The sequence below is a fragment of the Antarctobacter sp. genome, assembly GCF_034670325.1.
Classification (GTDB): domain Bacteria; phylum Pseudomonadota; class Alphaproteobacteria; order Rhodobacterales; family Rhodobacteraceae; genus Antarctobacter.
In genome coordinates this window covers 1-23460 of sequence record NZ_JAXMNR010000003.1, presented here as the reverse complement: position 1 = coordinate 23460, position 23460 = coordinate 1, and the positions used below count along the sequence as shown (strand labels likewise).

Genomic DNA, 23460 nt, shown 5'->3' with positions numbered 1-23460 from the left:
CAGGCTCCTAGTTTTGGATCGTGAAGGTCAGGTGGCGCGTGGCAGTCTGCCCCAGCGCGTCTGTCGCGGTGATGGTCACGCCGTGCGGGCCTGGCCCGTCGGGCAAGGCCAGTTCAGCGCGAAACGGCCCGCGCGAGCTGAACCGGGTTGAGACCGCGCCGGTGACGGTCAGCGCGGCGATGGCGCTTTCGTCCTGCGCAATGCCGTCCAGCTGGACCAGGGACGAAGGCACGAGGATCGGCCCATCCGCGTCGTCAAACGCTTCGGGCGCGGGGGCGGTCAGGGTGATCAAAGGCGCCGTCCGGTCGACCAGGGCCGGATCGGGCGCGACATGGTCGATGCTCAGCACCAGCGCGATCACGTCTCCCTGCGCGCTGTCCGACTGCGCGCCAATGGCGTCGGCCATGTGGGTGACATAGTTTGCCGGGATCAGCCGATCGCCCAGGGCTGCCGCAAGCCGCGCTTGCACATCGCCTCCGGCCCCCGCCATGCGTCCGGCCACGCCGGCGACGCTCAGCGGGTCGCGGGCGATCAGCAGGATGTAGAAATCGGTGCCTGTGGAGTCGTTCAGTCGGGTATAGTGCTGCTCGGTCGGCCCGGGCAACAACAGGGTCTCGCCAGCCGCCAGATGCGGTGACACCCGCCCACCGCGCGGGAAAAGCGCCACGTAGTCGCCTGTTGCGTCGCCACCGATCACATAGACATTCGCGGCTGTATCGCTTTGCGCCTCGACCCGGAACCGGGTGCCGGAGGGCAGCGCGCGCGTGATCCGATACCCCTCGCTTTCGGGACGGGCTTGCAGAATGTCGCCAGTGATATGACGCAGGGTGATGCTGGCCGACAGGGGCGCAGCCCGAGCCTCGGGGGGCGCTTGCGGGATCATCTCGTAGCCTTGCGTCACGAAATGATTGAAATCCCGGTAGTTGATCCAGAAGAAGCCGGCATCTCCCCAGTCCGGGCCCCATGAATTGACGATCTCGAACGAGCCGCCTTCGCGCGCGTCGTCATAGCCGACCACCGTCATGGCATGACCGCCAAGGATCAGAGTGGACTGCCGCCCTTCGTAGAGCGCCTGCATACCGGCGCGTTCTTCGTCCGTGGCAAAATAGTCGCTGCCGTCGAAATCGACGAAACTCTCGGGAAGGAACATGCCGATCACCACCGGATGCCCCGCCGCCAGCGCCCGTCGGGCCGACACATGGCGGTTGCGGGACTTGCTGCCCCACAGCCGGGTAAAGGATTTGATGCGGAACTCCGACGCCTCATTCAGCACTCGCGCATCTGGCAGGGCAACACAGCTGTTTTCACGGTATGGAAAACTGGCCAAGGACGCGACGCCCTGCTCGGTCATGAGTGCCAGCGCATCCGATATCAGGATGCCGTTTTCACAGCCCGTCCGTTGGATCTGGTTGAAGATGAACGCCGGCGACAGCGTCATTTGCCGTTTCGCCTGCGGGTTCGTGACCTCGGCGGCGCGGGCCGCGATCAAGGTCCGGGCCGCATAGGCGGTGGCCCAACCAACACAACTGCCCTGCACACCTTGATTGCCCGGAATCGGAACGTAGGCCCGCATCGAAAGAACTGATGGCATATCCTCGTAGGACCCGCGGGTCAGTGGTGGGGCGGCAGCGACCGAGGCGTAAACCTGCGGGTCAAGCACTGCTCCGAGGCTGCGTTCTTGGCCAAGCGAAACGGTCGGGAAAAGCGCGCTGAAAGCGAGTACAAAAGCCCCGAAGGTCGAGAATGATGTCCGTGCTAATATCATCAGAAGACACAGTAATTGGCATTCAAACATATGAAAAGCAGGAATTGCCAAGGTACCTCGGTCAACCTGACCTGCCCCCGCGAAACACCTCGCAGTGATGTGGGTGGAGTTGACAGAAGGGCACCTCGAAAATTTGCCCTGACCGGGCCGCTAGGATAATAAGCTGGGGGGTATTCGGCTGTTGGAGCGTGACGATGGCGCAGATGGGTTTCTTTGATCTTTCAGACCGCTAAGTGCGCCTGAATGCCAAGCGAGCCCCCTTGATCGAGATCGACGCCAACGTGCCCCGGGAGGCGTTCCGCCCTGCGCTGGAGCGCGTCTGGCGCAAGCCCGAGACGGAGCGCAAGTCCCGGGCCGGGCGCAAGCCGATGGACGCGGTGGTGATGTTCAAGACGCTGGTACTGGCCGCGCTCTACAACCTGTCCGACGACCAGATCGAGTATCAGGTCCGCGACCTGCTGTCCTTTATGTCGGACCGGACAGCTGACTGTGCAGCCGTCTGCGGTAGGGCAGTTCCTCGGCCTAAAGGACCGGGAGCCCGACGCCAAGACCGTCTGGCTCTATCGCGCGGGGTTGGCGCAAGCGGGGATGGTCGAGACGCTGTTCAAGCAGGGCGACGGTTATCTGGCGCGACAGGACTACATTGGCGGAGCCAATGCTGCGATAGCGTTGGGCATGCTGCAACTGCACCAAATCTGCGTCAGAGCCAAATTTGTATGTCTATTCACTGGGCTGTCACGGCGGTTTCACAAAATCGGGTGACAATGACGCGTTTCGCGTTGAACTATAATTTGACCATTTGGTCCGACGCACGCATTCTGACCGGAATAAGAAAACACAACAGAGAGGACATCCCATGACCAGAACCATCCTGCTGGCCAGCACCCTGCTGGCGGGGCTCGCTTCCGCCTCGCAGGCCGACACGCTGCGTCTTTTGACCTGGGGCGGTTACGCCCCCGATGACGTGGTGGAGATGTTTGAGAAACAGACCGGCCACACCGTCGAAGTGACGAAATCCAATAACGAGGAAATGATCGCCAAGCTGCGCGCCACCGGCGGCGGTGGCTTTGACCTTGCTCAGCCGTCGCAGGACCGCATCATGGGCCCGCAGATGGAATTCGGTATCTACAAACCGATGGACATCTCGAAGCTGAACCAAGACCTGTTTATCCCCTCGATGCTGCTGGCGACAATGGCCAACACCACCGTGGGCGACGAAGTTTACGGTGTACCGCATGTCTGGGGCACCTCCGGCCTCGTGCTGAACACCGCAGAGGCGGGTGACGTGGTCAAGGACTACACCGACCTGTGTGACCCCGCGGTTGCCGGAAAAGTGTCCTACCGCCTCAAGCGTCCGACCCTGATCGGCTTTGCCTTTGCCATGGGCGAAGATCCCTTTGCCGCCTACGGCGACGAAGAGAAATACAAAGAAATCATGGGCAAGGTCGAGGCCAAGCTGGTCGAGTGCAAGGCCAACGTCAAAACCTATTGGGGTGGCGGCGACGAGCTGATGAACCTCGTGCGTTCCGGTGAAGTCACCGCGTCGATGGCATGGGACACCGGCGGCTGGAAGCTGAACGACGACAACGCCGACATCACCTTTGTCGCGCCCGCATCCGGTGCGCTGGGGTGGATCGACACCTTTGTCCTGCCTGCCAAGGGTCAGGCCGATGATGTCGCCTATGAGTGGATCAACTTTGTCATGCAGCCGGAAATCGCGGCGATGATCACCGCAGCGGCCGGCAACTTTACCGCCTCCGCCGGGGCGGACGAGTTTGCCGAAGATGCGCTGAAGGCCAAGTACCAGGCCAGCTTCTCGCAGGAGGCCATCGACAACATCAAATGGTATCCGCCGGTCCCCGCCGGACTGGAAGCCATCGAAGGCGAAGTACTGGACCGCGTTCAGGCCGCCAACTGACCATCCGGGCGGCACCCTTTGCGGGGTGCCGCCCCTTTTTACGGAATTCACATGACCCCTGATCTGGAATGCGTCGACCTCGTGAAGCGGTTCGGCGATACAACGGCTGTCGACAACGTGTCCTTTGCAGTGCCGCCGGGCAGCTTTTTTTCCATCCTCGGACCCTCGGGCTGTGGCAAGACCACGATCATGCGCATGATCGCGGGCTTTCTTGATCCCACGTCAGGGGACATCCGGATCAAAGGTGGGTCCGTGCTGGACACGCCACCGAACAAGCGTCCTGTGAACATGGTTTTCCAGCATCTGGCGCTGTTCCCGATGATGACCATCGCCGACAACATCGGTTACGGGCTGCGCCGTCGCGGCATGGCCAAAGGCGACATTGCCCGCAAGGTGGATGAGGCGTTGGACCGCATCGGCCTGCCGGGGATCGGCACCCGCAAGGTGGACGAACTGTCCGGCGGGCAAAAGCAGCGCGTGGCTATCGCCCGCTGCATGGTGCTGGAACCGGACGTTCTGTTGTTGGACGAACCGCTGGGCGCGCTGGACCTGAAGCTGCGCGAGCACATGAAGGTCGAGCTGAAGGCGCTGCAGGCGGCCTTCGACACCACATTCGTCTACATCACCCATGACCAGTCCGAGGCGCTGGTCATGTCCGACCAGATCGCCGTCATGAACGCCGGACGGTTCGAACAAGTGGGCAGCGGACAAGACCTGTATTATCGGCCCGACACGCCTTTCGTGGCCGGATTCATCGGTGAATCGAACCGTTGGAAGGGCCGTATCGAACGGGCCGAGGGCGGCACGCTGCAACTGCGCACCGATAGCGGTCTGGCCATGCGCGCCAGTGGCGCGGGCCTGTCCGAGGGCGACAAGGCCGAGATCTTTGTCCGCCCGGAATCGATCCGTCTTGCCGCCAGCGCCGAGGCGCTGTCGCGTTTCGACAACCAGTTGAAAGGCACCGTCACCAGTATCCTGTTCAACGGCGCAGCCAGCCGCGTGTTGGTGCAGGACGACGTGGGCGAGACGCTGGAGGTCACGCTGCCACAATCGGGTGAATTCGATACCCTGAAACGCGGCGACACGGTGCATATCGGCTGGGCCGCCGGTCAGGCCACCTGTTTCGGGGGCGCGTGATGCGTCACCAGTCCCGTATCACGTTCATTCTGCTGCTGACGCCGCTGGTGCTGTGGCTTGGCTTGCTGATTATCATACCGCATATCGATATGCTGCTAATTTCGCTGCGCGAACGCATCAGCTTTGGCGTCTATGAGACCAGCCTCACGCATTACGAAAAGGCACTGACCGAGCCGTTGTATCTGCGCACCTTCTGGCGCACGGCGGTCATGTCGGTGCTGGCCACGGCGATCACGCTGCTGATCGCCTTTCCGGTGGCCTATTACATCGCCAAGATGGCGAAGGGGCGGTTGCAGCAAGTGCTGTTCATGCTGTGTCTCATCCCCTTCTACGTCTCGGAACTGGTGCGCACCTTTGGCTGGATGATCCTGCTGCGCGAGACCGGCATCATGTCGAACCTGCTGCAATGGGTGGGTCTGGCGGATCAGCCGGTAGAGCTGCTCTATACCGACGCCACCATGATGGTCGGCCTTGTCTATACCTCGATGCTGTTCATGGTGGTGCCGCTGGTGACCACGCTGGAAAGCCTGGACGACAGCGTAATCGAAGCGGGTTATGACCTTGGCGGCAGCGGTCTGTCCGTCCTGCGAGAGATCATCATCCCCCACGCCATGCCCGGCATCGTTTCGGGCTGCATCGTGGTCTTTATGCTGTCGCTCGGGAACTACCTGACGCCGACCATGCTGGGGGGTAAAGACAGCCTGTGGTTCACCGAGATGATCTACAACCAGTTCATCGTGCGCTCCAACTGGGAGCTGGGGGCCGCCTTTGGCTTTATGCTGCTGGTGCTGTCCTCGGTGATCGTCTGGGGGATGCTGCGGCTGACCGGCCGGACGCTGAAGGAGACAATGGGATGATCCCGACCATTCCCTCATCGCGCGCCTTTCGCCTTGTCTATGGCGGCTACGTGGCGTTGTTCTTCCTGTACCTCGCCCTGCCGCTGACCGTGGTCGCGATCTTTGCCTTCAACGACAGCCAATTCCCCTCGCTGCCGTGGGAGGGGTTCACATGGAACTGGTTCTTTGGCGATGAACGCCCGCAGATCGGCGTGTTCCACGAACGCGGCATCCTTCGCGCGGTCGGCACCTCTGCCTTTGTCGCCGCCTGTGTCGCGGTGCTGTCGGTCGGCGTCGGCACCACAAACGCCTTTCTGTTCAACCGGTATGAGTTTCGCGGCAAGGGGCTGCTCTACGTTCTGATGCTCTTGCCGCTGGTGATCCCCGGCATCGTGCTGGGCATCTCGATCCTGGTGTTCTCGTCAACGCTGGCGAACGGCATCTGGGATGTCGCGCAGATGGACATTCAGGCCCTGCGCCCCGGTCTGCTGCTAGTGATCCTCGGGCAGTTCAGTTTCATTACGACGATCGCGACATTGGTGATCTCGGCCCGGCTGCAAAAGTTTGACCGCACGCTGGAAGAGGCGGCGCTGAACCTCGGCGCGGGCCGGTTGACGGCGGTGCGCACGATCACCCTGCCCTTCCTCGCGCCTGCGATGATCGGCGCGGTGGTGGTGGCCTTCCTCATGAGCTTCGAGAATTTCAACACTACGCTGATGCTGGTGGGCTCGGACGCGCCGCTGACCATCGCCATGTTCGACAGGCTGAAAGAAGGTTCAACGCCGCTGCTGAACGCCGTCTCGCTGCTCTTGATGCTGGGGTCATCGCTGCTGGCCTTGTTGGTGATCCTGTTCCAGCGCCGCACCTGAGCATGTCGGATGCCCTCTGCGCCGCCTCCTGAGTTCGGCAAGACCGGTCAGGTCCAGGGCCCTGCCCGTCTGCTTTTCCGGGTCTTGGGAATGCGGCTGGACGAGATCGGCTGAGCGACAGGACGCGCGGTCTGTCCGCCGCGCCCAGCCATCGCGCGCAGCGCGGCCACACGGTTCTCTGTCGCGGGGTGGGTCGCAAAAAGCTGATCGCGCTTATGCGCGTGCAGCGGGTTGATGATGAACATATGCGCCGTCGCCGGGTTGCGCTCGGCGGCGTCGTTGTCGATCCGGGCCGCGCCCATAGCGATCTTTTCCAAGGCCGAGGCCAGCCACAGCGGCTGACCGCAAATCTCGGCCCCGGCCTTGTCGGCGGCATACTCCCGCGTCCGGCTGATCGCCATCTGCACCAATGCCGCCGCCATAGGGGCAAGGAACATCATCGCCAGTGTGCCAACCATCCCCATCCGCTCTCGCGAGCCGCCGAAGAACAGCGCAAAGTTCGCCAGCATCGAGATGGCACCGGCAAAGGTTGCCGTCACCGTCATGATCGCGGTGTCATGGTTGCGGATATGCGCCAGTTCGTGGGCGATCACCCCGGCCAGTTCCTCACGGCTTAGACTGCGTATCAGGCCCGAGGTCACGGCAACGGCAGCGTTCGCGGGGTTACGCCCGGTTGCAAAGGCATTGGGCTGTGGCGTGTCGATCAGGTAGACCGCTGGCGCGGGCAGGCCCGCGTTCCGCGCAAGATCGGCGGTCAGCGCGTGCAGCCCCATCCGGTCACCGGGGATCACCGGCTGGGCGTTGTGCATCCGCAGGACCATGCGGTCCGAGTTCCACCATGTGAAAACGTTCATGCCCGCCGCGACGACAAGCGCAATCACCGCGCCACCCGATCCGCCGATCAGATAGCCCACGCCCATGAAGAGCGCGGTCATCGCCGCCATAAGCATCGCTGTTTTCACATAACCCATCATCGTCTCCCGGACATCACCTTGGGGAAGTCCAGAAAATATGGGGAGACTTCTGACCTGCGCAAGCAGGTGCGCCGAGAACAAAGGCAAACCGGACCGTCCCTACAGCGCGACACACCGTCCGAAAACTGAACGGTGACATGACTGGTCTTTACTGGCTGCCAGTGGCGCAGATGGCGCGACTGGGCAAAAAACCGGGTGATCTGCGAAGCTCAAATACGAGCACACCATAGCCCCTGTTGTCGCCAGTCGACTTCGAAACACGTCAGCAGAAGCCGAACAAGACAGGTATTCAGGAAACCAGCGGCACCTCAGCCCAGTTCCTGCAAGAGCCATTCCGCGCGAGTGATATGGGCGCGAGCGATTTGGAGCTTCCCCTCCAGGCGGGCCTTCTTTTCGGCGGTTTTGGCCGAAGCGATCTCGCCTTCCAGTTCGGTCGACTTTGAGCGCAGCTTTTGCAAAACCTTCTTCACATGTAGTGGTTTGATCTCACTCGCCATGCCGCTGTCGAGGCGCTCATTGTAGTCCACCACCTTTGCGGCAAGCTTTTTCAGTCCCATCTTCGGCACTCCAAATCCTGTCCATTGGACAAATCATGACCGTACTTCATGACAGATCCGTGACTGTCGTCTCGGACGCGTGCCGGTGCGGTCCGCCGTCACGGCCGGCCATTGCCTCGTCCAGCTCTTCGTCGTCGAGCGTCAAAATGCGCTCTACTTCAGCCATGGCGCTGTCACGCTCGATGTAATAGCTGCGGGCGGCCTCGATCAGATCGCGCATGCCGTCATAGGCGTAACCAGAGTCGTTCATGAACGACGTGGCAGCCTCGGGCGTCAGCTCTCGTTTGCGAATGAGGGCGTCGACGCGTTGTGAGGTGGAGCGGGCATCCTCTTCGATCCGGGCGCGTTCTTGGTCAAGCCAGAGCGCGCTGCGATCTTCCGGTTCGGCAAGACCGAGCTTGCGGATCTCCGCCGCGATCCGCGCAATCTCTGTGCGCAATTCGTCGTAAAGATCGGTTGTCACGCCATAGGGGCGAACCGTGTAGCGCAGGACATTCTTGCGGATGTGTTTGATCGATTTCACCGCCTGCACGATATTGCTTGCGACGTCGCGCAGATCATAAATGCGGTCTGCAATGTCGGGGGCGATCCGCTTGTCACCGGCACGCGCACTGAATTCCACGATGCCCGAGTACAGCGTTTTCACACGACGCTCATAGCCCTCTTTAAGGTCCAGTTCGAGCGGTGTTCGGCTTTGCCGGACCAACTCTGCAATATCGTCAGTGCCAAAAACCTGGTCACGATGCAGGTTCAACCCGTGCAGGATCAGTTCCGCCGCATTTTCATAGAGATGCAACACCTCTTTTCGAAGGGCGACTTCCAGAGTCTGCGGGAATTCATCGACGGCTTCGTTCAGGTAGCGGGGGCGGCTGACATCCGGGACGGGTTCGACGATGCGGTGTTCGAGGAAGGTGATAAGCCGGGTCAGGAACGGCAGCATTAGCGCAACGCCCAACACGTTGAAGATGGTATGGAACACAGCCAGTTTCATCGCAAAATCAGACGGCGCGATTCCCACCAGATCGCTGATCCAGTCTACCACTTCGCGCAGCGGCACAATGAGGACCAGCGCAACAACTGCCGTGGCCATGTTGAAGATGAGATGTGCCAGCGCCAGACGCTTGCCCTGAAAGTTTGCCCCAAGCGAACCGATGATCGCGGTGATCGTCGTGCCGATATTCGCCCCGATCGCCAGCGCAAGCGCGTTCTCATAGCTGATCTGACCGGCTGCAAGCGCCGTGAGGATCAGAACCATGGTGGCGTGGCTGGACTGCATGACGACAGTCGCTGCGGTGCCGATCAGGGAATAGACGAACAGGCCCAGAAGACCGGACAACGCAAATCGCGTCAGGTCGATCTGGTCCTTGAAAGCGTCGAACCCTTCTTTCATGTGGTGGATGCCGAGAAACAGAAAGCCCAATCCGGCCAGAGCATAGCCAAAGCCCCGTACCGGCTTGGATTTCTGGAACACGAGGACAATACTGATGGCGATCATCGGCATGGCGTAGGCCGCAATATTGACCTTGAGCCCAAGCCCTGCAACCAGCCAGGCACCTGTTGTCGTCCCGATATTCGCTCCGAAAATGATCCCGACACCGCCGATCAAAGAGATCAGACCGGCGCTTAGAAACGATATGGTGACGATCGAGACCAGTGAACTGGATTGTAACAGAGTGGTCGAGACGATCCCGAACGAGAGCGCTCGGGGCGTCGATTGGGTTGCCCGCTCCAGCAGCCTTTCCAAAGTGCCCCCGCCGAGCAGCTTGAACCCGTCCTCAAGCATCAGCATGCCGAACAGGAATATCGCGACACCTGCCGCAATTTCCTGTGCGTCCGGGCTGAACCAGAAGGCCAGCAGAAGCGCACCGATTGCGACCGGAAGCAGATAGCGCTTCACGCCGTCAAACCCGCAAATTGCGCAAGCGCCGGCAAGGGCAGGCCGTATTTGGCTGGTTTGGTCTGAAGCATTTCACCTCTCACGGGCCGCCCTCTTTTCTGCCTGTTGCAATCTGGGAACATATCGAAACGCGAAAAACCGTCCTTGATGTGGGTCATATCGGCATTTGCGCGACCTGTGATGATTGCAATTCCGTTCACGCAGCAATTTAGGGGGCCTTGCCGTGGTGCGAACCGAAAACATCGAACACGCAGTTCAGCGAAATCGTGATGAGTTATTCCGCTTTGGGACGGCGCTGATCTTCATTGTCGGGATCATGCTTTTTACCATCGTCCGGACCGAAGGCGGAATCGACGGCATCCTCATGGTCGCTGCCGCGATGATCGGTGGGTACATGGCGATGAACATCGGCGCGAACGACGTGGCGAACAATGTCGGGCCAGCAGTTGGATCGCAGGCCATTACCCTGACCGGAGCCATCGTTATCGCGGTCTTTTTCGAAGCCGGTGGCGCGCTTGTCGCAGGCGGGGACGTTGTGGGCACGATCAAGAGCGGGATTATCGATCCTGATCTTGTGGCCGACCGGGATACTTTCATCTGGCTCATGATCGCGGCCTTGCTGGCGGCGGCGGTCTGGCTGAATTTCGCGACTGTCATCGGGGCACCAGTGTCTACCACCCATTCGATCGTCGGCGGCGTTCTCGGGGCGGGTATCGCGGCAGCGGGCTGGGGCATCGCGGATTGGTCCGTGGTGGGCCGGATCGCGGCAAGCTGGGTGATCTCTCCGATGATGGGCGGGCTGATCGCTGCCGGGTTCCTCTACATCATCAAGCGCACGATCACCTACAAGCGTGATGTGCTGGGGGCCGCCAACCAAGTCGTGCCGATCTTGGTCGCCATCATGGCTTGGGCCTTTGCAACATATCTGATGCTGAAGGGCGTCAAAAAAATCGTCTCGGTCTCTTTTCCCGCGGCGCTTTTGATCGGGGTCGCAATGGCCCTTGTCGTCTACGTGATCATGCGGCCTTACATCAAACGTCTAACGGGCCAATTGGAAAACCAAAAGGCGAGCGTCAATGAGCTTTTCACCGTCCCGCTGATCTTTGCAGCGTCGCTCCTCAGTTTTGCCCACGGGGCAAATGATGTCGCGAATGCTGTTGGCCCGCTTGCCGGGATAAACGAGGCCATAACCGGCGGTGAGATTTCCACCAAGGCCGGGATTCCCATTTGGGTTATGGCCGTGGGTGCCATCGGAATATCCTTGGGGCTGGCGCTATACGGGCCAAAACTCATCAGAACCGTAGGCACCGAGATCACTGAACTCGACAAGATGCGGGCATTTTGCATCGCCATGGCGGCAGCGATTACCGTGATTATTGCGTCGCAACTCGGTCTGCCCGTCAGTTCGACCCACATTGCTGTCGGAGGGGTCTTCGGTGTCGGATTTCTACGCGAATACATCAAATCAAGCTATGCGCGCATCCTCGACGATATTCGCGATCACCACGCTGACACCGACCCGGCATCTGTCGAGCAGTTTCTGGTAGAGTTCGAAGCTGCGGACGTGGCGACCAAGGGGGAGATGCTGCGCGACATGAAGGCCCAGGCTTCGGCGGATCGCGTGCTGGGCAAACGGGAAAGACGCGGTTTGGGTCGCGTGCATCGCATCGAACTGGTGAAACGCAACCTGCTGCTGCGCATCGCTGCCGCATGGATCATCACGGTTCCCATTGCCGCGATCCTTGCCGCGATGTTCTTCTTCATGATCCGGGGGATGCTGCTGCCATAACTGGTCTCGTGCCCGTTCAACGTCCCTAGGTTTCACCACGCACAGAAAGACGTTGGCTTATTGATGTCTTGCGCGTGGAATACTTGGGCCGCAGTCGACCTCTCACCACGTTCAGAACGGCGGCGGGGCGCGGAATTTCATGCCTTTACCGCTTTCAGGATGGTTCACCCGCAGTTCCTCGGCGTGCAGCATCATGCGCGGGTATTTATCCGCCGTTTCCGGCGCATAAAGCGTGTCGCCAAGGATCGGATGACCCAGCGCCAGCGTATGCACCCGCAACTGGTGGCTGCGCCCAGTGTGCGGGAAAAGCCGCACCCGGGTTTCCTCATCCGAGGCTTTCAGGACCTTCCAAAGGGTCAGGGAGGGTTTCCCGGTTTCATGGCAGACCATCTGTCGGGGCCGGTTGGGCCAGTCGACGATCAGCGGCAGGTCCACCTCTCCGGTCGAGGGCTGTAACCGGCCTTGCAGACGGGCCAGATAGGTCTTTTTCGTCTTGCGGGTTTCGAATTGAAGGTTGAGGTGCCGCTGCGCGTGCGGCGTCAGCGCAAAGACCATCACGCCCGATGTGTCACGATCCAGCCGGTGCACCAGTCGCGCCGTGGGAAAGGCCTTTTCCAGACGGTGCAGCAGGCAATCCTGCAAGTCTTCGGTCTTGCCCGGCACGGACAGCAGCCCGGCGGGTTTGTCGACAAGCAACAGATCGCTATCCTCATACAGGACGGGGATTTCGCCGGTGGGGGGATTGTATTCGGACATTTTCCTCTGGTGCCAGAGGCCACGCCCCACCGCAACCCGCCGCGAACCGGAGCGCTACAATCCCGGTGTGCCGGTCAGCCTGTGGGCCACGTCATGGGTGGCGCAATCCTTCAACACAGCAGAAAAATTGTCTCCGCCCGCACCAAAGGTGATCGTGACCAGCCCCCAGTTGCGCGCGGTCTGGCCGTTGGGGTCACGCGCGGCGAGGCCGCAATCACCGTCTTCGTAATCGTACCAGATGCCGCCAAAGGTCTTGCCCGACAATTCGTCAAGCGTGTGCAACTGGCTGGTTCCGTCGACGAATATCTTGAACGTGGGGTCGATATCCGAAGAGGAGGCGATAAAGAACTGAAACACGCTGTAGGTGTCGACGGTGGATTCCCAGTAGAGGGTGCCCATGTCGGTTTCCCACCAGATATCCGCGCGGACAGGGGCAGCAAGCAGGGCCGCCCCGAGCGCCCCGGCGATGAGGGTCTTGGTGGTGATCATGGCGATGGCCTTTCCCTTTGGGTCTGTGACGGGTCGTCGACTCAGACGATACCGCAGGGAATTGGCCGCGTCGCATTGTTCACACCTTCACGCGCTCCGATTTCGGGTCATAAAGCGGTTTCAGCGAGGCCGTAGCTGGGACGCGGCTGCCGGCGACGTCGATTTCATAGCTGGAGGCAAGGACGTCCTGCGCGCTTTCGCCTTTGCAGGGGACGTAGCCAAGGCCGATGGCCCCGCCCAGCGTGTGGCCGTAGGCACCCGAGGACAGGTAGCCCACGATCTGACCATCCCGCAGGATCGGTTCATTGTGATAGACCAGCGGTTCTGGGTCTTGCAGCTGGAACTGTAGCAGGCGTTTTTCCAGTCCTGTTTCCTTTTTCGCCAGCACCGCGTCGCGGCCTATGAAGTCGGGCTTGGCAGTCTTGACGGCAAAACCCAGCCCCGCCTCCAACACATGATCTTCGCAGGTGATATCATGGCCAAAGTGGCGAAAGGCTTTTTCGGCGCGGCAGCTGTCCATGACGTGCATGCCGCAGAGCTTCAGGCCGAAGTCCTGTCCCGCCTCGTGAAGCCTGTCAAAGACATGTTGGCCCATGTCGGCGCTGACATAGACCTCCCAGCCCAGTTCACCGACATATGTGACGCGGTGCACGCGGGCACGCCCCATGCCGATCTCGATCTCCTGCGCGGTGCCGAAGGGGTTGGTGTCGTTGGTGAAATCATTGGGCGAGACGGCTTGCAGCACCTCGCGCGCGCGCGGCCCCATCACGGCCAGCACGCCCTCGCCTGCCGTGATATCGGTGATGACCACGTTGCGGTCCCCCAGATGGCGGCGCAGCCATGTCTCATCGGCGCGGCGCGTGGCGGCGGGGGTGACAACCAGATAGGCGGTGTCCGACAGGCGGGTGACGGTGACGTCCGCCTCGATGCCGCCGCGACCGTTAAGGAACTGTGAATAAACGATCTTACCCACGGGTACGCTCATGTCGGCGCCGCAGACGTGGTTCAGAAAGGCCTCGGCATCGCGGCCTTCGACCCGCAGTTTGCCGAAGGAGGACATGTCGTACATGCCGACGTTTTCGCGGATGGCGCGGTGTTCCTCGGCCGAGTTGTCGAACCAGTTCTGGCGGCCCCAGCTAAAGCGGTATTCGCGTTCCTGACCGTCGCGCGCGAACCAGTTGGCACGTTCCCAGCCTGCCAATTCGCCAAAGACCGCGCCACGATCCGCCAAGCGGTCATGGAATGGGGAGCGGCGCAGGCCGCGGGCGGTGTCCTTTTGCCGGTAGGGGAAGTGGTCGGCATACAGCAGGCCCAACGTTTCCGAGACGCGCGCGGCGAGGTAGCTGGTGTTGGTCTGGAAGCCCTGCGCGCGGGCGATATCCACATCGCCCAGATCAAAGGGTTTCTCGCCGTCGTTCATCCATTGCGCCAACGCCATGCCCGCGCCGCCCGCCGACTGAATGCCGATGGAGTTGAAGCCCGCCGCCACCCAGACGTTTTCGCGCCCCGGACACAGGCCCATGTAATAGGCGTTGTCGGGGGTAAAGGATTCCGGCCCGTTGAAGAAGGTGTGAATGCCCGCCTCGCCCAGCATCGGCATCCGGTTGACCGCGTTTTCGAGGATCGGCTCGAAGTGATCGAAATCCTCGGGCAGTTGGTCGAATTCGAAGTCCTTGGGGATGCCGTCCAGCGCCCAGGGTTTTGCGCCCGGCTCAAACGCGCCCAGCATCATCTTGCCGGCGTCTTCCTTGTAGTAGGCGCATTCGTCCGGCACGCGCAGGACCGGCAGTTGGGTCAGACCGGCGATGGGCTCAGAGACGATGTAGAAGTGTTCGCAGGCCTGCAGGGGGACATCGGTGCCCAGCATCCGGCCCACCTCTCGGCCCCACATGCCCGCGCAGTTGACCACGTGATCAGCGTCGATGGTGCCAGAGGTGCCGTTCTCCACCTGCCAGTGTACCTGGGTGATCCGCTCGCCGACGGTGGTGACGCCGGTGGCCTTGGTGCGTTCGGCCACGGTAGCGCCGCCCTGACGCGCGCCCTTGGCCATAGCCAGCGCGATATTGGCCGGGTCGCCCTGCCCGTCCTTGGGCAGGTAGACGCCACCCAAGACGCCATCGGTGTTGAGATGGGCGTATTTGGATTTGATCTCGGCCACGTCGATTTCATCGATCTCGACGCCAAAGGCGCGCGCCATGGCGGCCTGCCTGCGGATTTCCTCATGCCGTTCGGCGGTCAGCGCCACGGTGATCGAGCCGACCCGCTTGAACCCCGTGGCGACGCCGGTTTCCGCCTCCAGGTTGCCGTAGAGTTCCTGACTGTACTTGGCCAGACGCGTCATGTTCGCGGTGGCGCGCAACTGGGCGATCAGGCCCGCAGCGTGCCACGTGGTGCCGGACGTGAGCTGTTTACGCTCCAGCAGGACAACATCGGTCCAGCCGAGTTTCGTCAGGTGATAGGCAAGCGAACAGCCGATGACGCCGCCGCCGATGATGACAGCGCGGGCTTTGGTGGGAAGGGACATGGCGGTATCTCCGGTAGCAGCGTCAGAGCGCCTTGCGGGCGCGCGATTGGGTATTTTCACAGAGAAGAAGCGTCAGGTGATCTCATGCCCCGCAGCGCGCAGGCGGCGGGCGATTTCGGCGATGTGGGCAGGATTTGTCTCGCAGCAGCCGCCAATGATGGTGGCCCCCATGTCGACCCACTTCATCGCGTGGTCGGCATAGGTGGCGGGGGTCATATCCTCACGCGCCTTGAGGTCGTCCGCCGTGGTGCCACCCTGGAGGAAGGCCTTTGTCAGGAGAGCAAAAGCATTGGCGTAGGCGCCATATGGCACGCCGGCCTTTGCGAGAGCCTCCATTGCGGCGGGCATGGCCTCGGGTGCCGAACAGTTGGCGAGGACGGCATCGGCCTCTGCCGCGATCCGCGCGGCCTCTGCCAGCGGCTCCCCAGAACGCAGCAGGCTGCCGTCTTCGTCGTCGACGGTGAAGGCCAGCCAGACCGGTTTGTCGGTGGTGCGGCCCGCGATGAGGCAGGACCGGGCAGCGTCAAGCGAGGCGATGGTTTCGAAGATCAGCAGATCCACGCGGGGGGCGAGGATATCCGCGATTTCAGCGTAGAGCGGGACGGCGATGGTCTCTTCGGGGTGCAGGTCCGCGCGGTAGCTGGCCCCCAGCGGTCCGATTGAGCCCGCGATGCGGCAGCGGCCGCGCACGGCCTCTGCCTCGTCCAGCGCAGCAATATGCAGCGCCTCCAGCTGATCTTCCATGTTCGCCAGTTCCACCCCGTCCGAGGCGTAGTGGTTGCTGGCGCCGCCTTTCAGCCGGTCGCGGTGGATGGCGTAGGTGTTGGTGGTTGCCACCGTGGCGCCCGCGTCCGCGTAGTCGCGATGCACCTCGGCTACGAGGCCGGGACGGTCTATCATGACCTGCGTCGACCAGAGTGGCGAGGCGGGCTGACCGTGGCGGCGGATCAGTTCCTGCCCCATGCCGCCGTCGAGTAGAGTGATCTTCGTCATAGGTTGGCCTCCCTTGCCAAATCACGACTTCCCAAAAGGATAGCGGCGCCGATCATCAGCCCGCCGGACACGCGGGATAACATCCGCCCCGACAGACGCAGCGACCCTGACAAGACGCGGGCCGCGGCAAAGCCCCAGAGGATCAGGATTATCCCATCGACCAGCAGATAGGTTCCCCCCAGCAATATCAGCTGCGGCAGAACGGCCTCTGCAGGGTCGATGAATTGCGGAAAGAGCGCACCGAAGAACACCACCGCATAGGGATTGGCCGTAGAGGTGAGAAACCCCTGCCGAAACAGCACCCGGCGGCGTGCAAGCGGGGCCGCAGTGGGCCGGTCCGATGCGGGTCGGTCTGCCATAGGCGCACGCAGGATCATGCTGATGCCGATCCACAGCAAATAGGCCACCCCGGCCCATTTTACCCAGCCCAGAAAGCCGGCCGAGGCTGCGATCACCGCGACCAGACCAAACCCGGCGGCGGTCATCTGCATGACGTTCGCGCTCAGGTCTCCGGCCACGGTCCACAGGCTGCGCCGCAGGCCGTGTTGCAGGCTGTTGGACATGATCAGCAACTGGCTGGTGTCGGGCGGCGTGGCAAAAAAGGCCGCCAGCGCCGCGAGATAGATCAGGTAGGCCTCGACGGTCATGCCCGCAGTCTTTCGTTTTGCGGATCCCAGAGGGGCTGATCCTCTTGAACCACGGCACGGCATTTCTGGCCGTAAATGTCGATTTCGAGTTCCGTGCCCGGCACCGCCAGATCGGCGCGCACCATGCCCAGCGCGATGGAGGCGTTCACGCGATAACCCCAGTCCCCGGATGTGGTTTCACCCACGACTTCGCCGCCATGCGACAGGGTCGACATGTAGGGGGCGTCGGCCTCACCGGCGTCGACCACCAGCGTGACAAAACGTTTCTTCGCGCCCTGCTGTTTTTCGGACAGCAGCGCCGCCTTGCCGGGGAAATCCTGCGGCTTGTCGAGCTTGACGAAACGGTCAAGACCGCCCTCGAACAGGGTGTAGTCGGTCGAGAGGTCGCCCTTCCACGCGCGGTATCCTTTTTCGATGCGCAGGCTGTTCAGCGCGTACATGCCAAAGGGTTTCAGGCCATGCGGCTGACCGGCGGCCATCAGGGCGTCATAGACGTCGGCGGTTTCGCCGATCTTGGAGTGCACCTCCCAGCCCAGTTCCCCGGCAAAGGAGACGCGGACCAGTTGCACCCAATGGCCCGCGATCTGCGCGGACTGATGAGTCAGCCAGGGCAGGCTGAGGTCGGCGTCGGTGACGGCGGCAAGGATGTTGCGGGATTTTGGCCCGGTGAGAATCTGGCAGGAGAAATCCAGCGTCATGTCGACAAGGGTGAACTGCGCGTCCGCCGGGACATGGTGTTGCAGCCATTCGAAATCATGCCACTGGGCGGTGGCCGCCGTGATCAGGAAGAAATCCTCTTCATCCAGCCGCATGGCGGACATTTCGGTGACGATGCGGCCGCGGGTATCGGCAAAGTACAGCAGGCCGATGCGCCCCACCTTGGGGATGCCGCCGGTGCAGAGGCCGCGCAGGAATTCCGCAGCACCCGCGCCCCGCAGGCGATAGCGGGAAAAGCCCGGCAGGTCGAGGATACCGGCGGCGTCGCGCACGGCCTCACATTCCTCGCGCACCCGCGCCTTCCACGGGCCGGAGCGGCCCCAGGTGTGGGTCGCCTCCAGCGATGTATCGTCGCCCGGTTTCGCGTACCAGTTTGCCCGCTCCCAGCCGTTGTAAACGCCCATGACGCCGCCGACGTTGCGGATGCGGTCATGCACCGGCGACAGTTTCTTGTCCCGCGCGGCGGGCCATTCGTGGTGGGGGAAATGCATGGCGTATTCGTTGCCGTAAACCTCCATCCCCTTCTGATTGCAGTAATCCTGATCTGTGTAATCGGTGTAGCGGCGGGGATCGACGGCCCACATGTCCCATTCGGTCTGCCCGTCGACGATCCATTCGGCCAGCACCTTGCCCGCGCCACCACCCTGCGCGATGCCGAAGGTAAAGACGCAGGCCTCGAACGCATTCCTGACGCCCGGCATGGGACCCAGCAGAGGCAGGCCGTCGGGGGCGTAGGGAATGGGGCCGTTGATGACGCGCCCCACGCCAGAGGTTGCCATCAGCGGAACACGTTCCATCGCGTCGGCGACGATATCCTCGATCCGATCAAGATCGTCGTTCCAGAGCTGGAACGAGAAGTCGTCAGGCATCGGGTCATCCTGCGTCATCCAATGGCCGCGGCAGTTCGGCTCATACGGGCCAAGGTTATAGCCGTGTTTTTCCTGACGCAGGTAATAGGACACGTCCACGTCACGCAGCAGCGGCAGCTTGGTTCCGTTTTCCTTTGACCACGCCTCGATCTCTGGGATTTCCTCTGTCAGCAAGTACTGGTGAGACATGACCATCATCGGCACGGTGCGCCCGCCGTAGGGTTTGAACCATTCGCCGACGCGTTGCGCGTAGTAGCCGGCAGCGTTGACCACGTAGTCACAGGCAATGTCGCCCTTTTCGGTGTGCACGATCCATGTGCCATCGTCGTTTTGCGTGACACCAGTGGCGGGACAAAAGCGGATGATCTTGGCTCCCATGTCCCGCGCGCCCTTGGCCAGAGCCTGCGTCAGCTGCGCCGGGTCGATGTCGCCGTCGGTGGGGTCATACAGAACACCTTCGAGGTCGTGGATTTCAAGGAAGGGATAGCGTTCCTTGGCCTGTTCCGGGGTCCAGATCTCCATCTCGATGCCCTGATATTTGCCCATGGAACAGGCGCGCTGAAATTCCTGCATCCGCTCCTTGGTATGGGCCAGCCGGATCGAGCCGGACTGGTGGTAGTTCATCGGATAGTCGACCTCTTCACCCAGACGAGCATAAAGCTCGGTCGAGTAGCGTTGCATGTTCATGATCGACCAAGAGGTCGAAAAGGTCGGGACGTTGCCCGCCGCGTGCCAGGTGGACCCGGCGGTGAGTTCGTTCTTTTCCAGCAGGACGCAATCGGTCCAGCCCTTCTTGGCCAGATGGTACAGCGAAGACGTGCCAACCGCGCCGCCGCCGATGATGACCACGCGGGCCTGTGTTGGAAAATCGGACATGGTCGCCTCCCCTATCTCAGCGTTTCTGCGGAATGGTGTCCGCGATGTCGTAATAGTCGCCCTTGTCGGCGGTGAAGATGTGCTTTTCGAGCGTGATCCCGGTGGGCGTGTCGAGCGCGCCAAGGGCAAAGCTGATCGTGTCCTCGGCATGGGCCTGCCAGAACAGGAAACTGCCGCAGGTCGGGCAGAAACCGCGCTGAGCCTCTGGGCTGCTGTCGTACCAGCGCACCGGGCCGGTGATGGTCAGCGCGTCCTTGGGCACATAGGCAGAGGCCCAGAGATGCCCCGCCTGGCGGCGGCACTGGCCGCAGTGGCAGACGCTGGCCCCTTGCGGGAGCGCTTCGGTCCGAAAGGTGATCGCACCGCAGAGGCAGTGACCCTTGGTCATGGCAAACTCCCTCAATAGACCGGCGGCGCGATCACCCAGATCGCGACAGCCGGTTCGTCATAGGGGTTGGCCCAGCGGAACGGCTCTCCGCGGATGCGGAAACTGTCGCCGGGATGGATGGTAAAGCGGTCCTCGCCGATGGTCAGGTCTAGGCGGCCAGAGACGACATAGCCCACCTCCTGCGTCGGGCGGGTGACGGTTTCGCCGATCTCGGACTGCGGCTCAAAGGTGGAATGCACCATTTCGAAGTCGTCGGTCAGATCGGGCGAGAGCAGTTCCTCGACCAGCCCGGTGATATGCGAGCCGATGGGACGGCGGGTGCCTTTGCGGACGATCCGCCCCGCCTCTGGCCCGGCGGTGGTTTCGTGCCGGGCGAGCATGGAGACGGAAACCTCCAGAGCCTCTGCCATGTGGCGCAAGTCAGTGATGGAGGGTTCGGACAGGTCGCGTTCAACCTGGCTGAGCCAACCGACGGAGCGGCCCAGCCGATCCGCCAGGTGCTGCAGCGTCAGGCCGCGCGTCCGCCGAAGCGCGCGCAGATCAGCGCCGAGAGTCTTTGGCAAGGGTTGCGGGTGCGACATGGACCGAGTCGTGAAAAATTGCGTTCGAATTTCACGGTGACACGGGGGTGTGAAATTTCAAAGCATTTTTTCACGCGGTCAGGTGGCGTCGCGAAATGCCTCGTCCAGAATACCTTGTAGGGCGGTGGCGTCCTCTTGGGTAAAGGCATTGGGCTGATTACTGTCGATGTCGAAGACCGCGATCAACTTGCCCGCCCCATCGCGCACCGGCAGCACGATTTCGGACCGGGTCGAGGTGGCGCAGGCGATATGGCCCGGAAAAGCATCCACATCCGCGACCAGTTGCGCCTCACCTGTCCGGGCGCACGCGCCGCAGACGCCGCGCGAGAACGGGATCACAAGGCAGCCGTGGCCGCCCTGATACGGGCCGATCTTGAGCAGTTCGGGCGCGACGACCCGGTAGAACCCGGTCCAGTCAAAGCGGTCATCGGCGTGATGCACCTCACAGGTCACTGTCGCCATAAGCGCCACAGCGTCGGTTTCGCCTGCGGTCAGGGCGGCAATGGTCTTTGTGAGTGTGGAGTAGTCAACAGACATGGTGCGCCTTTTTGCGAGGACGGGACCGGGGGCGCTGCCCCCGGACCCCCGGGATATTTCAGGACAGAAGAATGGCGAAGATCAGATCCGCTCAATGGCGATGGCCGTTCCTTCGCCGCCGCCGATGCAGATCGCCGCCACGCCACGCTTGAGCCCGCGCTTTTCCAAGGCGTTCAGCAGCGTGACGATGATCCGCGCGCCCGACGCCCCGATGGGGTGGCCCAGCGCGCAGGCGCCGCCGTTCACGTTCACGATGTCGCGCGGCAGCCCCATTTCCTTCATGAAGGCCATGGGGACCACGGCGAAGGCCTCATTCACCTCCCAGAGGTCGACATCGCCGGTCTTCCAGCCGATCCGCTGCAGCAGTTTGCGGGCGGCGGGCACCGGGGCTGTCGGGAACAGCGAGGGGGCCTGCGCATGGCTGGCATGGCCGAGCACCTTGGCGCGCGGCGTGGCCCCGACGGCAATTGCCGCATCCAGAGTCGACAGCACAAGCGCCGCCGCGCCGTCCGAGATCGACGAGGAATTGGCCGGGGTCACCGTGCCATCCTTGCGGAAGGCCGGTTTCAGCATCGGGATTTTTTCGGGGCGCGCCTTGCCCGGCTGCTCGTCCCGGGTGATGACCTCTTCGCCGTGGCGCATGTGCAGGGTGACGGGCGTGATTTCGTCGTCGAAAGCCCCCGATCGTTCAGCATCCAGCGCATTCGACAGCGAGGCCAGCGCGTATTGGTCCTGCGCCTCACGGGTGAACTGGAACGCCTCGGCGCAATCTTCGGCAAAGGTGCCCATCAGGCGACCCTTGTCATAGGCATCTTCCAGCCCGTCGAGGAACATGTGGTCGATCACCTGCCCGTGGCCGATTCGCGCGCCGCCGCGCATCTTGGGCAGCAGGTAGGGGGCCTGGGTCATCGATTCCATGCCGCCCGCCACGATGGCTGCAGCCTGCCCCAGCGCCAGCCGGTCCCAGGCCAGCATCGCCGCCTTCATGCCTGATCCGCACATTTTGTTGAGGGTGGTGGCGGGCACCTCTTCGCCCAGACCGGCGGCGAATCCGGCCTGTCGCGCGGGGGCCTGCCCCTGTCCCGCGGCCAGAACGCAGCCCATCAGGAGTTCATCCACCGCGGGTTGGCCCGCCTGCGCCAGCGCCGCCCGGATGGCCGCCCCGCCCAGCGCGCTGGCCGGCTGTTCGGCAAACACGCCCTGAAATCCGCCCATCGGTGTCCGGGCTGCCCCGGTGATCACGACAGTCTGCATATGCAAGTCTCCCTTTGTCTTGATCTGCATACAGAATGGTAAGGATTGCCGTCTAGTCTTGAGCGGACAAGAGACAAAGAGGACGGCATGCAACTGACCACGTATCTTCAGGACGGTGTCGACATCATCACCGTCGACGCCAACCGGATCGACGCCGCCGTCGCTATCCAGTTCAAGGATCGCATGCGCGAGGTTCTGGGTACAGACAAACCGCGATACGTGCTGGACCTGCAGCAGGTGGAATTCATCGATTCCAGCGGTCTTGGCGCAATCGTCGCCGGGATGAAGCTGTTGTCAAAGGGTGGGAAACTGGAGTTGGCCGGCCTGCGCCCCGCCGTCGACAAGGTGTTTCGCATGACCCGGATGGATTCGATCTTTGCTATCCACCAATCCGTCGAAGACGCCGCAAGTATCTGACCCCGGACCGGAGCGACAGTTCATGCAAGCGGAGCGGCTGGAAGACGGCGCCTTTCTGATTTCCTGCCAGATGGACAGTACCCCGGATGATGTCCAGACCACCCTGCTTGACATCAACAGCCTGCTTCAGGGCGAAGAAATCGCGCCACCACCCGACTGCAACTGGGAACTGGTGGTCGCGGAGGTGCTGAACAATATTGTTGAGCATGCCTATCAGGACCGCGCGGGTGGCGAAATCCTCCTCAAACTGAGGTTCGGACCCGACCGCCTGACGGTTGAGTTCACCGATTTCGGCCTGCCGATGCCCAGCGGCACACCTCCTTCGGGTGCGCCGGCCAATCTGGACGTCTCGACCGAGAACTTGCCGGAGGGCGGATTTGGATGGTTCCTGATCCGCTCACTCAGCGAGAACCTCAGCTATTGCCACGATGGTACGCGCAACCATCTGACACTCGCGATACCGCTGTTCCCCGGTAAGCCGCGCTAGTCGCGCCGCAAGTCCGCTCGCGCCGCAAGGCGTTAAATAAGCCCAAACCAAACGTCGCCGAATGGCCTTGTGCCTGCCTTATTCACGCCTGCATCTGCCGTCAGATTTGGTCTTGTAGCTGCATATGGCTTCACTCGGCGCCGCGCGTTTTCAGCCCCCACCCAGTGCGCGGCGACGAGGAAA

Annotated in this window: 21 protein-coding genes and 1 pseudogene; 8 read left to right on the top strand and 14 right to left on the bottom strand. The window is 62.1% G+C overall.

Annotated elements, in window-relative coordinates; all coding sequences use genetic code 11:
• Positions 1 to 7: 7 nt before the first annotated feature.
• On the bottom strand, positions 8 to 1591 hold the full coding sequence (locus VOI21_RS08080) for a C1 family peptidase (RefSeq protein ID WP_323769296.1): 1584 nt from the start codon (positions 1589 to 1591) through the stop codon (positions 8 to 10).
• Between the two features lie 407 nt (positions 1592 to 1998).
• Between VOI21_RS08080 and VOI21_RS08075 the strand changes: the two are divergent.
• The 5 genes and pseudogenes from VOI21_RS08075 to VOI21_RS08055 all read left to right on the top strand — a co-directional run.
• Positions 1999 to 2410, top strand: a pseudogene (locus tag VOI21_RS08075) (transposase); the annotation flags it as partial.
• Positions 2411 to 2621: 211 nt separating this feature from the next.
• Complete coding sequence (locus VOI21_RS08070) at positions 2622 to 3683, top strand: extracellular solute-binding protein (RefSeq protein WP_323769295.1); 1062 nt, start codon at positions 2622 to 2624, stop codon at positions 3681 to 3683.
• 51 nt (positions 3684 to 3734) lie between these two features.
• Positions 3735 to 4820, top strand: coding sequence for an ABC transporter ATP-binding protein (locus tag VOI21_RS08065; RefSeq protein ID WP_323769294.1), 1086 nt, complete (start codon positions 3735 to 3737; stop codon positions 4818 to 4820).
• The gene (locus tag VOI21_RS08060) at positions 4820 to 5677 is read left to right on the top strand and encodes an ABC transporter permease (protein ID WP_323769293.1); all 858 of its coding nucleotides are present in this window, start codon (positions 4820 to 4822) and stop codon (positions 5675 to 5677) included. The genes VOI21_RS08065 and VOI21_RS08060 overlap by 1 nt, the downstream gene beginning before the upstream one ends.
• On the top strand, positions 5674 to 6525 hold the full coding sequence (locus VOI21_RS08055; RefSeq protein ID WP_323769292.1) for an ABC transporter permease: 852 nt from the start codon (positions 5674 to 5676) through the stop codon (positions 6523 to 6525). Before VOI21_RS08060 ends, VOI21_RS08055 begins: the two co-directional genes overlap by 4 nt.
• Before the next feature lie 47 nt (positions 6526 to 6572).
• Here the strand turns inward: VOI21_RS08055 and htpX are convergent, their stop codons facing one another.
• The 3 genes from htpX to VOI21_RS08040 form a co-directional block, all read right to left on the bottom strand.
• The gene (gene htpX / locus VOI21_RS08050) at positions 6573 to 7496 is read right to left on the bottom strand and encodes a zinc metalloprotease HtpX (RefSeq protein WP_323769291.1); all 924 of its coding nucleotides are present in this window, start codon (positions 7494 to 7496) and stop codon (positions 6573 to 6575) included.
• 311 nt (positions 7497 to 7807) lie between these two features.
• Entirely contained in the window at positions 7808 to 8056 is a 249-nt protein-coding gene (locus VOI21_RS08045) for a hypothetical protein (RefSeq protein ID WP_323769290.1), read from the bottom strand.
• Between the two features lie 46 nt (positions 8057 to 8102).
• On the bottom strand, positions 8103 to 9953 hold the full coding sequence (locus VOI21_RS08040; RefSeq protein WP_323769289.1) for a Na/Pi symporter: 1851 nt from the start codon (positions 9951 to 9953) through the stop codon (positions 8103 to 8105).
• 223 nt (positions 9954 to 10176) lie between these two features.
• On the opposite strand from VOI21_RS08040, the gene VOI21_RS08035 reads away from it, so the two are divergent.
• A complete protein-coding gene (locus tag VOI21_RS08035; protein WP_323769288.1) occupies positions 10177 to 11742 on the top strand; it encodes an anion permease in 1566 nt (521 codons plus the stop codon).
• A gap of 111 nt (positions 11743 to 11853) precedes the next feature.
• Here VOI21_RS08035 and VOI21_RS08030 read toward each other — a convergent pair whose 3' ends face one another.
• The 10 genes from VOI21_RS08030 to VOI21_RS07985 all read right to left on the bottom strand — a co-directional run bounded on the left by VOI21_RS08030 (position 11854) and on the right by VOI21_RS07985 (position 22373).
• A complete protein-coding gene (locus VOI21_RS08030) occupies positions 11854 to 12498 on the bottom strand; it encodes an RluA family pseudouridine synthase (protein ID WP_323769287.1) in 645 nt (214 codons plus the stop codon).
• Between the two features lie 54 nt (positions 12499 to 12552).
• Positions 12553 to 12987 (bottom strand): hypothetical protein, encoded by a 435-nt coding sequence (locus VOI21_RS08025; RefSeq protein WP_323769286.1) that lies wholly within the window; start codon positions 12985 to 12987, stop codon positions 12553 to 12555.
• Positions 12988 to 13066: 79 nt separating this feature from the next.
• Complete coding sequence (locus VOI21_RS08020) at positions 13067 to 15511, bottom strand: FAD-dependent oxidoreductase (protein WP_323769285.1); 2445 nt, start codon at positions 15509 to 15511, stop codon at positions 13067 to 13069.
• Positions 15512 to 15583: 72 nt separating this feature from the next.
• Positions 15584 to 16504, bottom strand: a complete 921-nt coding sequence (locus VOI21_RS08015; protein WP_323769284.1) for a homocysteine S-methyltransferase family protein — start codon at positions 16502 to 16504, stop codon at positions 15584 to 15586.
• On the bottom strand, positions 16501 to 17151 hold the full coding sequence (locus VOI21_RS08010) for a LysE family translocator (RefSeq protein WP_323769283.1): 651 nt from the start codon (positions 17149 to 17151) through the stop codon (positions 16501 to 16503). The genes VOI21_RS08015 and VOI21_RS08010 overlap by 4 nt, the downstream gene beginning before the upstream one ends.
• A complete protein-coding gene (locus VOI21_RS08005; RefSeq protein ID WP_323769282.1) occupies positions 17148 to 19613 on the bottom strand; it encodes an FAD-dependent oxidoreductase in 2466 nt (821 codons plus the stop codon). Before VOI21_RS08005 ends, VOI21_RS08010 begins: the two co-directional genes overlap by 4 nt.
• Positions 19614 to 19629: 16 nt before the next feature.
• A complete protein-coding gene (locus VOI21_RS08000) occupies positions 19630 to 20001 on the bottom strand; it encodes a GFA family protein (protein ID WP_323769281.1) in 372 nt (123 codons plus the stop codon).
• An 11-nt stretch (positions 20002 to 20012) separates the two neighbouring features.
• Positions 20013 to 20582 carry an XRE family transcriptional regulator gene (locus tag VOI21_RS07995; RefSeq protein WP_323769280.1) on the bottom strand — a complete coding sequence of 190 codons (570 nt, stop codon included), beginning with the start codon at positions 20580 to 20582 and terminating at the stop codon, positions 20013 to 20015.
• 78 nt (positions 20583 to 20660) lie between these two features.
• Positions 20661 to 21119 carry a GAF domain-containing protein gene (locus VOI21_RS07990; protein ID WP_323769279.1) on the bottom strand — a complete coding sequence of 153 codons (459 nt, stop codon included), beginning with the start codon at positions 21117 to 21119 and terminating at the stop codon, positions 20661 to 20663.
• Positions 21120 to 21200: 81 nt separating this feature from the next.
• On the bottom strand, positions 21201 to 22373 hold the full coding sequence (locus VOI21_RS07985; RefSeq protein WP_323769278.1) for an acetyl-CoA C-acyltransferase: 1173 nt from the start codon (positions 22371 to 22373) through the stop codon (positions 21201 to 21203).
• Between the two features lie 87 nt (positions 22374 to 22460).
• Here VOI21_RS07985 and VOI21_RS07980 point away from each other — a divergent pair, with 87 nt between their 5' ends.
• Both VOI21_RS07980 and VOI21_RS07975 read left to right on the top strand, forming a co-directional pair.
• Positions 22461 to 22790: an STAS domain-containing protein gene (locus VOI21_RS07980; RefSeq protein WP_323769277.1), complete on the top strand. Its 330-nt coding sequence runs from the start codon at positions 22461 to 22463 to the stop codon at positions 22788 to 22790.
• Positions 22791 to 22812: 22 nt separating this feature from the next.
• Positions 22813 to 23277, top strand: coding sequence for an ATP-binding protein (locus tag VOI21_RS07975; RefSeq protein ID WP_323769276.1), 465 nt, complete (start codon positions 22813 to 22815; stop codon positions 23275 to 23277).
• Positions 23278 to 23460: the final 183 nt, after the last annotated feature.